This window comes from Ottowia pentelensis (assembly GCF_964341695.1).
The window spans coordinates 1,933,205-1,948,512 of record NZ_OZ224513.1 but is presented as its reverse complement, the minus strand read 5'-3'; the positions used below and the strand labels follow the sequence as shown (position 1 = coordinate 1,948,512).

Here is a 15,308-nt window from a genome sequence, read left to right as displayed (position 1 = left end):
TAGTTTTCCAGACCCGGTCCTGACCCGGACAATCGTCAGCAAATGAAAATCTTTCGAGCCCGCGATTTCAAGGCCGACCGCCCCTGGGGTGCGCTGGACATTGCCGACATGGGCGGCATCACCACGCGCCTGCACTGGACCGACCGGCCGTATCAGTGGCACGTCAACGACGGCGAAGAGGTGTTTGCCGTGCTGGACGGCCGGGTGGACATGCACTGGCGCGAGGGCGGCGTGGAGCACGTGGCCACGCTCGAAGCGGGCGACATCTTCTACGCCACGGTGGGCACCGAGCATGTTGCACACCCCATCGGCGAGGCGCGTATTCTGGTGGTCGAGCGCGCCGGCAGCATCTGAGCGATCCAGGCTGTCCACGGCGCGCACGGCTTCGGCCCGATCGGGCAGCGAGGAGAGCGTGATGAGCCAGGAGCAGCAGGCGCCCGAGACCCGGGGCGTGACGGTGGAGCTATTGCAGGCGATGGACCTGGGCCCCGAGATCGAGGGCCTGGCCGGACGCCAGTTGCGCATGCGCAAGGTGACCATCGCGCCCGGCGGCGTGTTCGGCCCGGTGCACAGCCACGTCGACCGGCCGGGCACGGTGTTCATCCTGCAGGGCACCATCACCGACCACCGCAACGGCGTGGCCACCGACTACGGCCCCGGCCTGGGCTGGCCCGAGGACCACGCCACCGTGCACTGGCTGGAAAACCGCGGCACGGTGGCGGCGGTGGAAATTTCGGTCGATATCGTGCGCAATCCCTGATCGGGCGTCCGACGTCGGCGCGAGTGCCGCACGCAACCCACGTTCAGTGCCGGGCCGCGACGTGCTGCACGCTCAGGCGGTCGTCGATGGTCACGGTGGTGCGCACGATGCATTTCTCATCAAAAACGACATCATGTTGCGTCAAATAGAACCAAACAACAGACTCAGGCCAACGTGCGACCCACCCAACGACAAGGCCCGAACTGTCACCCGTTCGAGCCTTGCGTCAGAAGCTGCCGAATGCCGTCCCCAACGCAATGACGAGCACCAACGCGGGCAACGGAAACAGCATGGTCACCGCCGCGATATCGCCATAGGATTGCCGATGGTTGAGCTTGCAGATGGACAGCAGCGTGATGATGGCGCCGCAGTGCGGCAGCGTGTCCATGCCACCTGCGGCCATGACGGCCACGCGGTGCAGCAGCGCGGGACTGATGTTGGCCGCCTCGGCCATGCGCAGGTAGTCTTCGCCCAGCGTCTGCAGCGCAATGCTCAGGCCGCCCGACGACGAGCCGGTAATGCCCGCCAGCACGTTCATGGCAATGGCCTCCGACACCAGCGGGTTGTCGGACACGCGCAGCACCGCATCGCGGATCAGCGCAAAGCCCGCCAGCGAGGCGATGACCGCACCGTAGCCCACCTCCGACGCGGTATTGAACAGCGGCAGCATGAAGCCGAACACGCCCTGGTTGAGCGTGTGCTTGAGGTCATGCCAATGGCCCAGCCGCACCAGCACCAGCGTGGTGCAGGCCAGCAGCAGCGCAATGATCAGCGACCACAGGCCGGTGACGCGCTGCGGCTCCAGCGCCGGAAAGCGCTCGGCCATGAAGGACAGGTCCAGCGCCGGGAACACCCAGTAGGTGAACAGCGCATTGACGCCAATCACCAGCACCAGCGGCAACAGGGCCAGCACCAGCGGTATCCCGGCATGGCGCGCCGCCTCGGCCGCGGCCTGGGCCGGTGTGGGCGCATCGCCGCCCTCCTCGTCCTCGGCATGCTGGCCATAGCCCTCGCCCGCTGCGCGCGCGGCGGCCGCCCGCCGCAGCAGCCAGAACAGCCCGCCGCCCAGCATGATCGCCGCCGCCAGCAGCCCCAGGCCCGGCGCGGCAAAGCCGTTGGTGCCGAAGTACGGGATGGGAATGGCGTTCTGGATGGCCGGCGAGCCCGGCAGCGCCGTCATGGTGAAGGTGAACGCCCCCAGCGCAATCGTGGCGGGCACCAGCCGCTTGGGGATGTCGGCGGCCTCGAACAGATTGCGCGCAATGGGGTAAATGGCAAACGCCACCACAAACAGCGACACGCCGCCGTAGGTCAGCAGCGCACAGGCCAGCACCACCGTCAGGATGGCATTGCGCTCGCCCAGCGTGCGCACAATCCAGCGCGCCAGCGTGCTGGCCGCACCCGAGTCCGCCATCAGCCGCCCAAACAGCGCGCCCAGCAGAAACAGCGGCAGGTACTGCAGCACATAGCCACCCAGCGCGCTCATGAAAGTGTCGGTGTACAGCGGCAGCAGCCAGCGCGCATCGCCCGACAGCACCACCGCCAGCGCCGCCATCAACGGCGCCAGCAGCAGCACCGTGACGCCCCGGTAGGCCAGGAACATGAGCAGCGCCAGCGACACCACCACGGCCAGCACGCTCAGCATGGCACAGCCTCCATCGACTGCCGCGCCCCAGGCACGCGAAAACAAGAATGCACCAAGGCCGGAGCCCTCCCTCGTTTTGTTTCATCCCCGTTTCGCGGCGCCGGCGGCGCCACGGCATGGGCGGCAAGTATGCCGCCTGCCGGTTGCTTCGCACAGACCACGCTCGAGCGCGGCTGCAGGGGCGGGCCCGCTGCGCGATCCGGCGGCCCGGCGATGAAAAAGCCGCGCAGTCCCTGCGGAACCTGCGCGGCCAGCGAATGAACCAGGAGCGCTATTTGCGCTGCGCCGGCACGTCGGTGCACGAGCCGTGGGCGATCTCGGCCGCCATGCCGATGCTTTCGCCCAGCGTGGGGTGCGGGTGGATGGTCTGGCCGATGTCCACCATGTCGGCGCCCATCTCGATGGCCAGGGCCACCTCGCCGATCATGTCGCCAGCGTGCGTGCCGACGATGCCGCCGCCCAGGATGCGGCCGTGGCCGTGCGCCTCGGGGCTGTCGTCGAACAAGAGCTTGGTGTAGCCCTCGTCGCGGCCGTTGGCAATGGCGCGGCCCGACGCCGTCCAGGGGAACAGGCCCTTCTTGACCTTGATGCCCTGCGCCTTGGCCTGGTCCTCGGTCAGGCCGACCCAGGCGACCTCGGGGTCGGTGTAGGCCACGCTGGGGATCACGCGGGCGTTGAAGGCGGACTTGGCCAGCTTGTCGTCGCCCTGCAGCTCGCCGGCGATCACCTCGGCCGCCACGTGGCCCTCGTGCACCGCCTTGTGCGCCAGCATGGGCTGGCCGACGATGTCGCCGATGGCGAAGATGTGCGGCACGTTGGTGCGCATCTGGATGTCGACGTCGATGAAGCCGCGCTCCGTCACCGCCACGCCAGCCTTGTCGGCACCGATCTTCTTGCCGTTGGGGCTGCGGCCGACGGCCTGCAACACCAGGTCGTAGGTCTGCGGCGCGGGCGCGTTCTCGCCCTCGAAGCTGACTTCGATGCCCTTGGCGGTGGCCTTGGCCCCCACCGTCTTGGTCTTGAGCATGATGTTGTCGAAGCGCGGCGCATTCATCTTCTGCCACACCTTGACCAGGTCGCGGTCGGCGCCCTGCATCAGGCCGCCCAGCATCTCCACCACGTCCAGGCGCGTGCCCAGCGTGCTGTAGACGGTGCCCATCTCCAGCCCGATGATGCCGCCGCCCAGGATCAGCATCTTCTTGGGCACGCCCTGCAGCGCCAGCGCGCCGGTGCTGTCGACCACGCGCGGATCGTCGGGCATGAAGGGCAGGCGCACCGCCTGGCTGCCGGCGGCGATGATGGCGCGCTTGAACTGCACCACCTTCTTGCCGCCGCTCTTGTCCTGGCCGCTGCCCGACGTCTCTTCGACCTCGACGTGGTTGGCGCCGACAAACGTGCCGACACCGCGCACGATCGTCACCTTGCGCATCTTGGCCATGGCGCCCAGGCCGCCGGTCAGCTTGCCGACGACTTTTTCTTTATGGGCGCGCAGCTTGTCGATGTCGACCTTGGGCTTGCCGCCGTAGTCGATGCCCAGGGCGGCCAGGTGGCTCACCTCGTCCATCACCGCGGCCACGTGCAGCAAGGCCTTGCTGGGGATGCAGCCCACGTTCAGGCACACGCCGCCCAGGGTGGCGTAGCGTTCGACGATGACGACCTTCAGCCCCAGGTCGGCGGCACGGAAGGCCGCCGAGTAGCCGCCCGGGCCACCGCCCAGGACCACCACGTCGCAGTCCAAGTCCACCGTGCCGCCAAAGCTGGCTGCTACAGGAGCAGGAGCTGCCGGCGCTTGCCTGGCGGGCGCTGGAGCCGGTTTTGATGCCGAAGCGGCAGGCGCCGGCGCCGGTGCGGGGGCCGCGTCGGCCTCCAGCGTCAGCACCAGCGACCCTTCGTTGACCTTGTCGCCCACGTCGACCGCCAGCGACTTGACGACGCCGGCGTGGCTGGAGGGAATCTCCATGCTGGCCTTGTCGGACTCGACGGTGATCAGGCTTTGCTCGACCTTGACCGTGTCGCCGGGCTTGACCAGCACTTCGATGACGGCGACGTCCTTGAAGTCGCCGATGTCGGGTACCTTGACTTGCACTTCGCTCATCGTTGTCCCCTTACAGCAGAATGCGGCGGAAGTCCGCCAGCACCTGGGCCAGATAGGCGTTGAAGCGCGCAGCGCTGGCGCCGTCGATCACGCGGTGGTCGTAGCTCAGCGACAGCGGCAGGCTCAATCGCGGCTGGAACTGCTTGCCGTCCCAAACGGGCTTCATGGCGCTCTTGGACAGACCCAGGATGGCCACCTCGGGCGCATTGATGATGGGCGTGAAGTGCGTGCCGCCGATGCCACCGAGCGAGGAGATCGAGAAACAGCCGCCCTGCATGTCGGCCACGCCCAGCTTGCCGTCGCGCGCCTTCTTGGCCAGCTCGCCCATCTCGGCGCTGATCTGCAGGATGCCCTTCTTGTCGGCATCCTTGAGCACGGGCACCACCAGGCCATTGGGCGTGTCGGCCGCGAAGCCGATGTGGAAGTACTGCTTGTAAATCAGCGCGTCACCGTCCAGGCTGGCGTTGAAATCGGGGAACTTCTTCAGCGCCGCCACCACCGCCTTGATGACGAAGGCCAGCATGGTGACCTTGACGCCGCTCTTCTCGTTCTCCTTGTTGGTGGCCACGCGGAAGGCCTCCAGCTCGGTGATGTCGGCCTCGTCGTTGTTGGTGACGTGCGGAATCATCACCCAGTTGCGCGACAGGTTGGCGCCGCTGATCTTCTTGATGCGCGACAGCTCCTTGCGCTCGACCGGCCCGAACTTGGTGAAGTCGATCTTGGGCCAGGGCAGCAGGTCCAGCCCCACGCCGCTGCCGGCGGGTGCCTTGGCCGCCTGCGCCTGCGTCTGCACCGCGCCGGCCATGACCGAGCGGGTGAAGGCCTGCACGTCCTCGAACGTGATGCGGCCGTTGCGCCCGCTGCCCTTGACCTCGGCCAGCGGCACGCCCAGCTCGCGCGCGAACTGGCGCACCGACGGGCTGGCATGCGGCAGCTGGCCGCTGGGGGGCACGGTGGGGTTGTGGGGCGGTGCCGCCACGCTGGCCGCGGGCGCGGGTGCCGGGGTCGGCGCGGGCGCTGCGGCGGGAGCCGGCGCGGCAGCGGACGGCGCGGGCGCCGCCGCGGCCGGTACGGCCGCGCTGGCCGCGCCTTCGAGGATGGCCACCAGGTCGCCCTGGTTGACCTTGTCGCCCAGCTTCACCTTCAGCTCTTTCAGCACGCCGGCGGCGGGCGACGGGATTTCCATCGAGGCCTTGTCGGACTCGACGGTGAACAGCGACTGCTCGGGCGCGAGGGTGTCGCCCGGCTTGGCCAGCAGCTCGATCACCGCGACGTCCTTGAAGTCGCCGATGTCGGGCACGCGCACCTCGATGCGGCCGCTGGCTGCCGGTGCTGCGGCGGGCGTGGTGGCCGGCGCAGATGCTTCTTGTTTGCTAGCTGCCGGCGCTTGGCTGGCGGGCGCTGGAGCCGCATTCGACTCGGAAGCGGCGGCCTCGGCGCTGTCCAGCACCGCGATCACGCTGCCCTGGCTGACCTTGTCGCCCAGCGCCACCTTGAGCTCCTTGACGACGCCGGCGTGGCTGGAGGGGATTTCCATCGACGCCTTGTCGGACTCGACGGTGATCAGCGACTGCTCGACCTTGACGGTGTCGCCCACCTTCACCAGCAGCTCGATCACCCCGACCTCGCTGAAGTCCCCGATGTCGGGGACCAGGATGTTGACCAATGCCATGTCTTGTCTCCGGGTAGTGCTGCTTCAGGCGTGCAGGGGGTTGATCTTGTCGGTGCGGATGCCGTACTTGGCGATCGCCTCGCTCACCTTGGCCATGGGCAGCTGGCCCTCGTCGGCCAGCGCCTTCAGCGCCGCGACGGTGACGTAGTGGCGGTTGATCTCGAAGTGCTCGCGCAGGCGCCAGCGGAAGTCGCTGCGGCCGAAGCCGTCGGCGCCCAGCACGGTGTAGCTGCGGCCGGCCGGGATGTAGGCGCGGATCTGGTCGGTGTAGGTCTTGATGTAATCGGTCGACGCCACCACCGGGCCGGCATGCGGCCCCAGCTGACGGGCCACAAAGGGCACGCGCGGCTTTTCGGTCGGGTGCAGCAGGTTCCAGCGCGCCACGTCCTGGCCTTCGCGCGCCAGTTCGTTGAAGCTGGGGCAGCTCCACACGTCGGCCTGCACGCCCCAGTCGGTGGCCAGCAGCTTTTGCGCCTCCAGCGACTCGCGCAGGATCGAGCCCGAGCCCAGCAGCTGCACGCGCAGCTTGCCGGCGGCGCCGGCCTTGCACAGGTACATGCCCTGCAGGATCTGCTCCTCGGTGCCGGCCGTGAGGCCCGGCATGGGGTAGTTCTCGTTCAGCAGGGTGACGTAGTAGAAGACGTCTTCCTGCTTCTCGACCATGCGGCGCAGGCCGTGGTGCAGGATGATGCCCACCTCGTGCGCGAAGGCCGGGTCGTAGCTGACGCAGTTGGGAATGGTGCCGGCCAGCACCAGGCTGTGGCCGTCCTCGTGCTGCAGGCCCTCGCCGTTGAGCGTGGTGCGCCCGCTGGTGCCGCCCAGCAAAAAGCCGCGCGAGCCCAGGTCGCCCGCGGCCCAGGCCAGGTCACCGAAGCGCTGGAAGCCGAACATCGAGTAGTACACGTAGAACGGCATCATGATGCGGTTGTTCGTGCTGTAGCTGGTGGCGGCGGCGATCCAGCTGGCCATGCCGCCGGCCTCGTTGATGCCTTCCTGCAGGATCTGGCCGTTCTCCTGCTCCTTGTAGTACATCACCTGCTCGCGGTCGACCGGCAGGTACTGCTGGCCCTTGGGGTTGTAGATGCCGATCTGGCGGAACAGGCCCTCCATGCCGAAGGTGCGCGACTCGTCCACCACGATGGGCACCACACGCGGGCCGAAGGCCTTGTCGCGCAGCAACTGGGTGAGAAAGCGCACGAAGGCCTGGGTGGTGCTGATCTCGCGGCCCTCGGCCGTGGGCTCCAGCACGGCCTTGAAGGTCTCCAGCGCCGGGATGGTGAAGCTCTCGTCGGCCTTCTCGCGCCGCGTGGGCAGGTAGCCGCCCAGCGCCTGGCGGCGCTCTTGCAGGTACCTCATCTCCGGCGTGTCGTCGGCCGGCTTGTAGTAGGGCAGCTTGTCGAGCTCGCTGTCGGGAATCGGGATGTTGAAGCGGTCGCGGATGTACTTGATGTCCTCGTCGTCCAGCTTCTTGGTCTGGTGCACGGTGTTCTTGGCCTCGCCGGCCTTGCCCATGCCGTAGCCCTTGACGGTCTTGACCAGCAGCACCGTGGGCTGGCCCTGGTGCTCGTTGGCGGCGTGGAAGGCCGCGTAGACCTTCTCCGGGTCGTGGCCGCCGCGGCGCAGCTCCCAGATCTCTTCGTCGGTCAGGTGCTCGACCAGCTTCAGCGTCTCGGGGTACTTGCCGAAGAAGTGCTTGCGCAGGTAGGCGCCGTCCGTGGCGCGGTAGGTCTGGTAGTCGCCGTCCACCGTCTCCATCATCAGCTGGCGCAGCTTGCCCGACTTGTCGCGTGCCAGCAGCGGGTCCCAGCCCTTGCCCCACAGCAGCTTGATGACGTGCCAGCCGGCGCCGCGGAAGTCGCCCTCCAGCTCCTGGATGATCTTGCCGTTGCCGCGCACCGGGCCGTCCAGGCGCTGCAGGTTGCAGTTGATGACGAAGATCAGGTTGTCGAGGTTTTCGCGCGCCGCCAGGCTGATGGCGCCCTTGCTCTCGGGCTCGTCCATCTCGCCGTCGCCCAGAAACACCCACACCTTGCGCTTGCTGGTGTCGGCGATGCCGCGCGCCTGCAGGTACTTCAGAAAGCGCGCCTGGTAGATCGCCATCAGCGGGCCCAGGCCCATGCTGACGGTGGGAAACTGCCAGAAGCCGGGCATCAGGTGCGGGTGCGGGTAGCTCGACAGGCCCTTGCCATGCACTTCCTGGCGGAAGTTTTCGAGCTGCTCCTCGCTGATGCGGCCTTCCAGGTAGGCGCGGGCGTAGATGCCGGGCGCGCTGTGGCCCTGGAAGTAGACGCAGTCGCCACCGTGGTCCGGCCCCTCGGCGTGCCAGAAGTGGTTGAAGCCGGCGCCCCACATGCTGGCCAGCGAGGCGAAGGAGCCGATGTGGCCGCCCAGATCGCCCCCGTCGGCCGGGTGCAGGCGATTGGCACGCACCACCATGGCCATGGCGTTCCAGCGCATGTAGGCGCGCAGGCGCTTTTCGATCTGGATGTTGCCGGGGCAGTGCGCCTCCTGCTCGGGCTCGATGGTGTTGACGTAGCCCGTGTTGGCCGAGAACGGCAGGTCGATGCTGCTCTGGCGCGCGTGTTCGAGCAACTGCTCGAGCAGGAAGTGCGCGCGCTCGGGCCCTTCCTTTTCGATGACGGAGGACAGCGCGTCCATCCATTCACGGGTTTCCTGGGCATCAATGTCCGAACCAACATTGAAGGGCGAATCAGGCGCTGCAGGCATCGCTTTGTCTCCGGTCAGAAAGGTTGAAAGTCATTGTGTACGAAATCGCGGGCGCATCATCGCACAAAGGGCTTTAAATTTCAAATGTTGATTTGTATTTTTATATTATGATAATTTAACATTGCCTTCGACGTGCCGCATCGCGGCCGGCACCCTGCACAGTCACCCGCACACTTACACTTGGCGCATGCAGTATCCCCCCACCGTGCACCCGCCGCCCCACCCTGCCGAGCCCGCGCGGCACTGGCGGGACCGCTGGCCGCTGCTGCGCGGCGAGGCCTGGGTGCACGTGGCGCCGCTGCTGGCGGTGCTGCTGTTCGTGGTGGTCATCCTGGCGGCCTTCAGCTATTTGCGCATGGAAGAGGTGCGCCGCGAGCAGGAAGCCCTCAAGCGCGACGTCGAATACGCCCAGCAGCGCCTGCGCCTGCGCCTGCTGGAGCGCCAGGAGCAGGTGATGCGCCTGGCGCGCGACATCTCCAACCGCGAGGTGCAGCAGCCGCAGTTCGGCAGCCGCGCCGAGTCGCTGGTGGCGCAGTACCCCGAGCTGCTGTCGATCGGCTGGATCGACGTGCGCCGCCACGTCACCGCGCTGGAGACGCGCCCCAGCGTGCAGCCTCAGCCGCGCTGGATGGAAGACGGCCAGCTGCGTGCCGAGGAGGCCGAGAACGGCTACGGCCTGGCGCGCGACCTGCGCCAGCCGGTGTACGTACTGCCGCCGACGGCCAAGAACGCCGAGCCCACGCTGGAGCTGCACGTGCCCATCACGCCGCGCGGGCAGTTCGCCGGCGAGCTGCTGGTGGAGTACAGCGTGGACGGCCTGCTGCGCTACGGCGTGCCCAGCGAGGTGCTGGCCAAGTACGCCGTGGCACTGCTGGACGACAAGGGCCATCTGCTGAGCGGCCAGAGCATTCCGGCGCGCGCGGGCCTGTCCGAGCGCCTACCCTGGGCCGGCAACGTCAACGAGTTCGAGATTCCGGTGTCGCCGGTGGGCAATGCGCTGGTGCTGCGCGCGCAGGCCTGGCGCACCTCGCAGGGGCTGGTCGGCAACGCCATCTTCTGGCTGGTGCTGCTGCTGTCGGGCACCACGGTGTGGATGCTGGTGGCCAACTGGCGCCAGTCGGTGCGCCGCCATCAGGCGCAGCAGGCGCTGCAGGCCGAGACCAGCTTTCGCCGCGCGATGGAAAACTCCATGCTCACGGGCATGCGCGCGCTGGACCTGCAGGGGCGCATCACCTACGTGAACCCCGCCTTCTGCAAGATGACGGGCTGGCGCGAGGAAGAGCTGCTGGGCCAGACCGAGCCCTTCACCTACTGGCCCAACGAGGACCACGACCAGCTGGCCGCGCGCCTGACCGAGGAGCTGGGCGGCGCGGCCGACCCGGCGGGCTTTCAGATGCGCGTCAAGCGCCGCGACGGCTCGGTGTTCGACGCCCGGCTGTACGTGTCGCCCCTGATCGACGCCACCGGCAAGCAGGCCGGCTGGATGGCGTCGATGACCGACATCACCGAGCCCAACCGCGTGCGCCGGCAGCTGTCGGCCTCCTACGAGCGCTTCACCACCGTGCTGGAGGCGCTGGACGCCTCGGTCTCCGTCGCGCCGCTGGGCAGCAAGGAGTTGCTGTTCGCCAACAAGCTGTATCGCCAGTGGTTCGGCGCCACCACCGAGGGCCACCTCAAGCTGGTGCTGCGCGGCGGCACCGCCAACACCAGCGCCCTGGTCAGCGACGAGAGCCTGGACGCGGTCGATTCCTTCGTCGGGCTGCCGCTGGACAACCTGGCCACCACGCCGCTGGCCGAGCACGCCGAGATCTACCTGGAGCAGCTGGGCAAGTGGATGGAGGTGCGCTCGCGCTACCTCAACTGGGTGGACGGGCGCCTGGCGCAGATGGTGATCGCCACCGACATCACCGCGCGCCACCAGGCCGAGGAGCAGGCCGCCGCGCAGGCCGAGCGCGCGCAAAACGCCAGCCGGCTGATCACCATGGGCGAGATGGCCTCCAGCGTGGCGCACGAGCTGAACCAGCCGCTGACGGCCATCACCAACTACTGCACCGGCATGATCTCGCGCATCCGCGGCGGGCAGATCAGCCAGGACGAGCTGCTGGGCGCGCTGGACAAGACCGCGCGCCAGGCCCAGCGCGCCGGCCAGGTGGTGCAGCACATCCGCAGCTTCGTCAAGCGCAGCGAGCCGCGCCGCCAGTGGTCGGACGTCGGCCCCATCGTCGATCAGGTGGTGGAGCTGGCCGAGCTCGACCTGCGCCGCCGCCAGGTGCGCCTGGTGCACCACGTGGCGCCGTCGCTGCCGGCCATGTTCGTCGACCCGATCCTGATCGAGCAGGTGCTGATGAACCTGATCAAGAACGCCGGCGACGCCATCGACGGCGCCGACCGTCCGCCGGACGAGCGCGTGGTCGACCTGGGCGTGTCGCAGCGCGACATCGAGGGCGTGGCGGCGGTGCAGTTCTGCGTCACGGATGCCGGCCCCGGCCTGTCCACCGAGGCCATCGAGCGCCTGTACGAGGCCTTCTTCTCGACCAAGAGCGAGGGCATGGGCATCGGCCTGAACCTGTGCCGCTCCATCGTCGAGTCGCACCAGGGGCGGATTCGCGCCGAGAACCTCTACAATGCCGGCCGGGTGGTGGGCTGCCGCTTCACGTTCTGGATTCCGGTGGGCCCGCCCCATTCAACGCAGTCCGCCGACGACGCGGGCCAACACGTCAAGGCGATGGCATGAATCTCACACCCAAGCGCGGAACTGTCTATGTAGTGGACGACGACGAGGCCGTGCGCGACTCGGTGCAATGGCTGCTCGAAGGCCAGGACTTTCGCGTGCGCTCGTTCGAATCGGCCGAATCCTTTCTGGCGCGCTACGACCCGCGCGAAATCGGCTGCGTGCTGATCGACATCCGCATGAGCGGCATGAGCGGGCTCGACCTGCAGGACCGCTTGGCCGAGCGCGATTCGCCGCTGCCGGTGGCCTTCGTCACCGGCCACGGCGACGTGCCGATGGCGGTGGACACCATGAAGAAGGGCGCGATGGACTTCATCCAGAAGCCCTTCAACGAAGAAAAGCTGGTGCCGCTGGTCGAGCGCATGCTCGAGCAGGCGCGCACCGCCTTTGCCGAACACCAGCAGGCCGCCAGCCGCGACGCGCTGCTGTCCAAGCTGACGGGCCGCGAAGCCCAGGTGCTGGAGCGCATCGTCGCCGGCCGGCTGAACAAGCAGATCGCCGACGATCTGGGCATCAGCATCAAGACGGTCGAGGCGCACCGCGCCAACATCATGGAAAAGCTGGGTGCCAACACCGTGGCCGACCTGCTCAAGATCGCCCTGGGCCCCTCGACGGCCAAGGCCTGACACTACCGTTTTGATAGCTGCTTGCGCTCTATCCGCGGGCGCCAGCGGCACTTTTCGTTCATATATCGATGCCCGCCCAACTGATCGACGGCAACGCCCTCGCGCGGCAGATTCGCCAGCAGGTGCAAAGCCGCACCGCCGCCCTCCAGGCGCGCGGCGTGCAACCGGCGCTGCACATCCTGCTGGTGGGCGACGACCCGGCCAGTCAGGTCTACACCCGCCACAAGGTCAACGACAGCACCGAAACCGGCCTGGCCGCCACGCTGGAGCGCCTGCCAGCCGACCTGCCCGAGGCCGATCTGCTGGCGCGCCTGGACGCCCTCAACCGCGACCCGGCCGTGCACGGCATCCTGGTGCAATTGCCCCTGCCGCCGCACATGGATGCGCACAAGGTCATCGAGGCCATCGCCCCCGCCAAGGATGTCGATGGCTTTCACGTGCAAAGCGCCGGCGCGCTGATGACCGGCCTGCCCGGCTTCTGGCCCTGCACGCCGCACGGCTGCATGAAGATGCTCGAATCCATCGGCTGCCAGCTGCGCGGCAAGAACGCCGTCGTCATCGGCCGCTCCAACATCGTCGGCAAGCCGATGGCGCTGATGCTGTTGCAGCAGGACGCCACCGTCACCGTGTGCCACTCGCGCACGGCAGACCTGAAGGCGCACACGCTGCAGGCCGACGTCGTCGTCGCCGCCGTGGGCAAGCGCAATGTCTTGAAAGCCGACATGGTCAAGCCCGGCGCCGTGGTCATCGACGTCGGCATGAACCGCGACGAGGCCGGCAAGCTGTGCGGCGACGTGGACTTCGAGGGCGTGCGCCAGGTGGCCGGCTGGATCACGCCCGTGCCCGGCGGCGTCGGCCCCATGACCCGCGCCATGCTGCTGGTCAACACCATCGAGGCGGCCGAGCGCGCCAGCGCCTGAGCGGCGACCTTGAAGGCGGGCCGCGCCGCCCCCATGTGCAAGGGCATGAACACGCCCGCCGCCAACCCCCTGCTCGACTTCTCCGACCTGCCGCGTTTCGACGCGATCCGGCCCGAGCACGTCGCCCCCGCCGTCGATCAACTGCTGCAGGAGGCCGAGGCCGCGCTCGAGTGCGTGGTGCAGCCCGAGCAGGCGCCCGAGTGGAGCGCCCTGTCGCGCACGCTGGACGTGGCCACCGAGCGCCTGGGCCGCGCCTGGGGCGCTGTCTCGCACCTGAAGGCGGTCATGGACGCGCCCGAGCTGCGCGCCGCCTACAACGAGGCGCTGCCGCGCATCACCGAGTTCTTCACCCGGCTGGGCTCGGACGAGCGCCTGTACGCCAAATACAAGGCCATCGACCCGGCCCAGCTGAACGCCGAGCAGCGCGAGGCCCTCAAGCACACGCTGCGCGGCTTCGTTCTGGGCGGTGCCGAATTGACGGGCGAGCCCAAGGCGCGCTTCGCCCAGATTCAGGAGCGCGCGGCCGAACTGGCGCAAAAATTCAGCGAGAACGCACTGGACGCCACCGACGCCTTCGCCCACTACGCCAGCGAAGCCGACTTGGCCGGTGTGCCGGACGACGTCAAGGCCGCCGCCCGCGCCGCCGCCCAGGCCGAAGGGCGCGAAGGCTACAAGCTGAGCCTGCAACTGCCCAGCTACCTGCCGGTGATGCAGTTCGCCAAGAGCAGCACACTGCGGCAGCTGCTGTACCGCGCCTACGTCACGCGCGCCAGCGATCAGGCCGAAGGCGACGCGCGGCGCTTCGACAACGGCGACATCATGCGCGAGCTGCTGGCGCTGCGCCAGGAGGAGGCGGCGCTGCTGGGCTACGCCAACTTCGGCGAAGTTTCGCTTGTGCCCAAGATGGCCGACTCGCCGGCGCAGGTGATCGCCTTCCTGCGCGAGCTGGCCGGCAAGGCGCGGCCCTTTGCCGAACGCGACGTGCGGGACCTGCGCGAGTTTGCGCGCGCCACGCTGGCGCTGAACGACCCGCAGGCCTGGGACTGGCCCTATGTGGGCGAGCAACTCAAGGAAGCGCGCTACGCCTTCAGCGAGCAGGAGGTCAAGCCCTATTTTCCGCTGCCCAAGGTGCTGGCGGGCCTGTTCAAGATCGTGGAGACCCTGTTCGAGGTCGACATCCGCCGCGACCACGCCAGCGTGTGGCACCCCAGCGTCGAGTTCTATCGCATCGAACGCGAGGGCCGCCTGCTGGGGCAGTTCTACCTCGACCCGCTGGCGCGCACCGGCAAGCGCGGCGGCGCCTGGATGGACGACGCGCGCGCGCGCTGGCTGCGCCCGGACACCGGCGCACTGCAAACCCCGGTGGCCTACCTGGTGTGCAACTTCGCCTCGGGCGTCGACGGCAAGCCGCCGCTGCTGACGCACGACGACGCGACCACGCTGTTCCACGAATTCGGCCACGGCCTGCACCACATGCTGACCCAGGTGGCCGAGCACGACGTGTCCGGCATCAGCGGGGTCGAATGGGATGCGGTGGAGTTGCCCAGCCAGTTCATGGAGAACTTCTGCTGGGAATGGAGCGTGCTGCGCCACATGACGGCGCACGTCGACACCGGCGAGCCCCTGCCGCGCGCCTTGTTCGACAAGATGCTGGCCGCGCGCAACTACCAGGCCGGCCTGCAGACGCTGCGCCAGGTCGAGTTCGCGCTGTTCGACATGCGCCTGCACACCGAGCCGGCCACCGCGCAGGACGTGCAGGCCCTGCTGGACGCCGTGCGTGCCGAGGTGGCGGTGCTGCCGGCGCCGGCCTTCAACCGCATGGCGCACACCTTCAGCCACATCTTTGCCGGCGGCTATGCGGCCGGCTACTACAGCTACAAGTGGGCCGAGGTGCTGTCGGCCGACGCCTACGCCGCGTTCGAGGAAAGCGCCGCCGCCGACGGCACGCCCAGCGTGGAGACGGGGCGCCGCTACCGGCAGGCCATCCTGGAGGTCGGCGGCAGCCGCCCGGCCATGGAGTCCTTCAAGGCCTTTCGCGGACGCGAGCCCAGCATCGACGCCCTGCTGCGCCATCAGGGCATGGCCTGAGGCCGATGGCAAGCGGCCGCGCACGGCCATGCGCAGTCTTTTCC

General features: G+C 68.3%; 10 protein-coding genes. 6 read left to right on the top strand and 4 right to left on the bottom strand.

Annotation, left to right across the window (positions count from 1 at the left end; genetic code table 11):
• Nucleotides 1-42: 42 nt before the first annotated feature.
• Nucleotides 43-354, top strand: coding sequence for a cupin (locus ACWHMB_RS09450; protein WP_377482023.1), 312 nt, complete (start codon nt 43-45; stop codon nt 352-354).
• A 61-nt stretch (nt 355-415) separates the two neighbouring features.
• Nucleotides 416-760 (top strand): cupin domain-containing protein, encoded by a 345-nt coding sequence (locus ACWHMB_RS09445; protein WP_293221809.1) that lies wholly within the window; start codon nt 416-418, stop codon nt 758-760.
• 226 nt (nt 761-986) lie between these two features.
• Here the strand turns inward: ACWHMB_RS09445 and ACWHMB_RS09440 are convergent, their stop codons facing one another.
• The 4 genes from ACWHMB_RS09440 to aceE all read right to left on the bottom strand — a co-directional run bounded on the left by ACWHMB_RS09440 (nt 987) and on the right by aceE (nt 8,899).
• Nucleotides 987-2,405: a GntP family permease gene (locus tag ACWHMB_RS09440; protein ID WP_377482020.1), complete on the bottom strand. Its 1,419-nt coding sequence runs from the start codon at nt 2,403-2,405 to the stop codon at nt 987-989.
• A 271-nt stretch (nt 2,406-2,676) separates the two neighbouring features.
• A complete protein-coding gene (lpdA, locus tag ACWHMB_RS09435; RefSeq protein ID WP_377482016.1) occupies nt 2,677-4,500 on the bottom strand; it encodes a dihydrolipoyl dehydrogenase in 1,824 nt (607 codons plus the stop codon).
• Between the two features lie 10 nt (nt 4,501-4,510).
• Nucleotides 4,511-6,172: a dihydrolipoyllysine-residue acetyltransferase gene (gene aceF / locus ACWHMB_RS09430; protein WP_377482013.1), complete on the bottom strand. Its 1,662-nt coding sequence runs from the start codon at nt 6,170-6,172 to the stop codon at nt 4,511-4,513.
• Nucleotides 6,173-6,196: 24 nt separating this feature from the next.
• The gene (gene aceE / locus ACWHMB_RS09425) at nt 6,197-8,899 is read right to left on the bottom strand and encodes a pyruvate dehydrogenase (acetyl-transferring), homodimeric type (RefSeq protein ID WP_377482009.1); all 2,703 of its coding nucleotides are present in this window, start codon (nt 8,897-8,899) and stop codon (nt 6,197-6,199) included.
• 187 nt (nt 8,900-9,086) lie between these two features.
• On the opposite strand from aceE, the gene ACWHMB_RS09420 reads away from it, so the two are divergent.
• The 4 genes from ACWHMB_RS09420 to ACWHMB_RS09405 all read left to right on the top strand — a co-directional run bounded on the left by ACWHMB_RS09420 (nt 9,087) and on the right by ACWHMB_RS09405 (nt 15,264).
• Nucleotides 9,087-11,633: a PAS domain-containing sensor histidine kinase gene (locus ACWHMB_RS09420; protein ID WP_447648517.1), complete on the top strand. Its 2,547-nt coding sequence runs from the start codon at nt 9,087-9,089 to the stop codon at nt 11,631-11,633.
• The gene (locus tag ACWHMB_RS09415; RefSeq protein WP_377482003.1) at nt 11,630-12,256 is read left to right on the top strand and encodes a response regulator transcription factor; all 627 of its coding nucleotides are present in this window, start codon (nt 11,630-11,632) and stop codon (nt 12,254-12,256) included. Before ACWHMB_RS09420 ends, ACWHMB_RS09415 begins: the two co-directional genes overlap by 4 nt.
• A gap of 68 nt (nt 12,257-12,324) precedes the next feature.
• The gene (locus tag ACWHMB_RS09410) at nt 12,325-13,176 is read left to right on the top strand and encodes a bifunctional methylenetetrahydrofolate dehydrogenase/methenyltetrahydrofolate cyclohydrolase (RefSeq protein WP_377482000.1); all 852 of its coding nucleotides are present in this window, start codon (nt 12,325-12,327) and stop codon (nt 13,174-13,176) included.
• Nucleotides 13,177-13,221: 45 nt separating this feature from the next.
• Complete coding sequence (locus tag ACWHMB_RS09405; RefSeq protein ID WP_377481997.1) at nt 13,222-15,264, top strand: M3 family metallopeptidase; 2,043 nt, start codon at nt 13,222-13,224, stop codon at nt 15,262-15,264.
• Nucleotides 15,265-15,308: the final 44 nt, after the last annotated feature.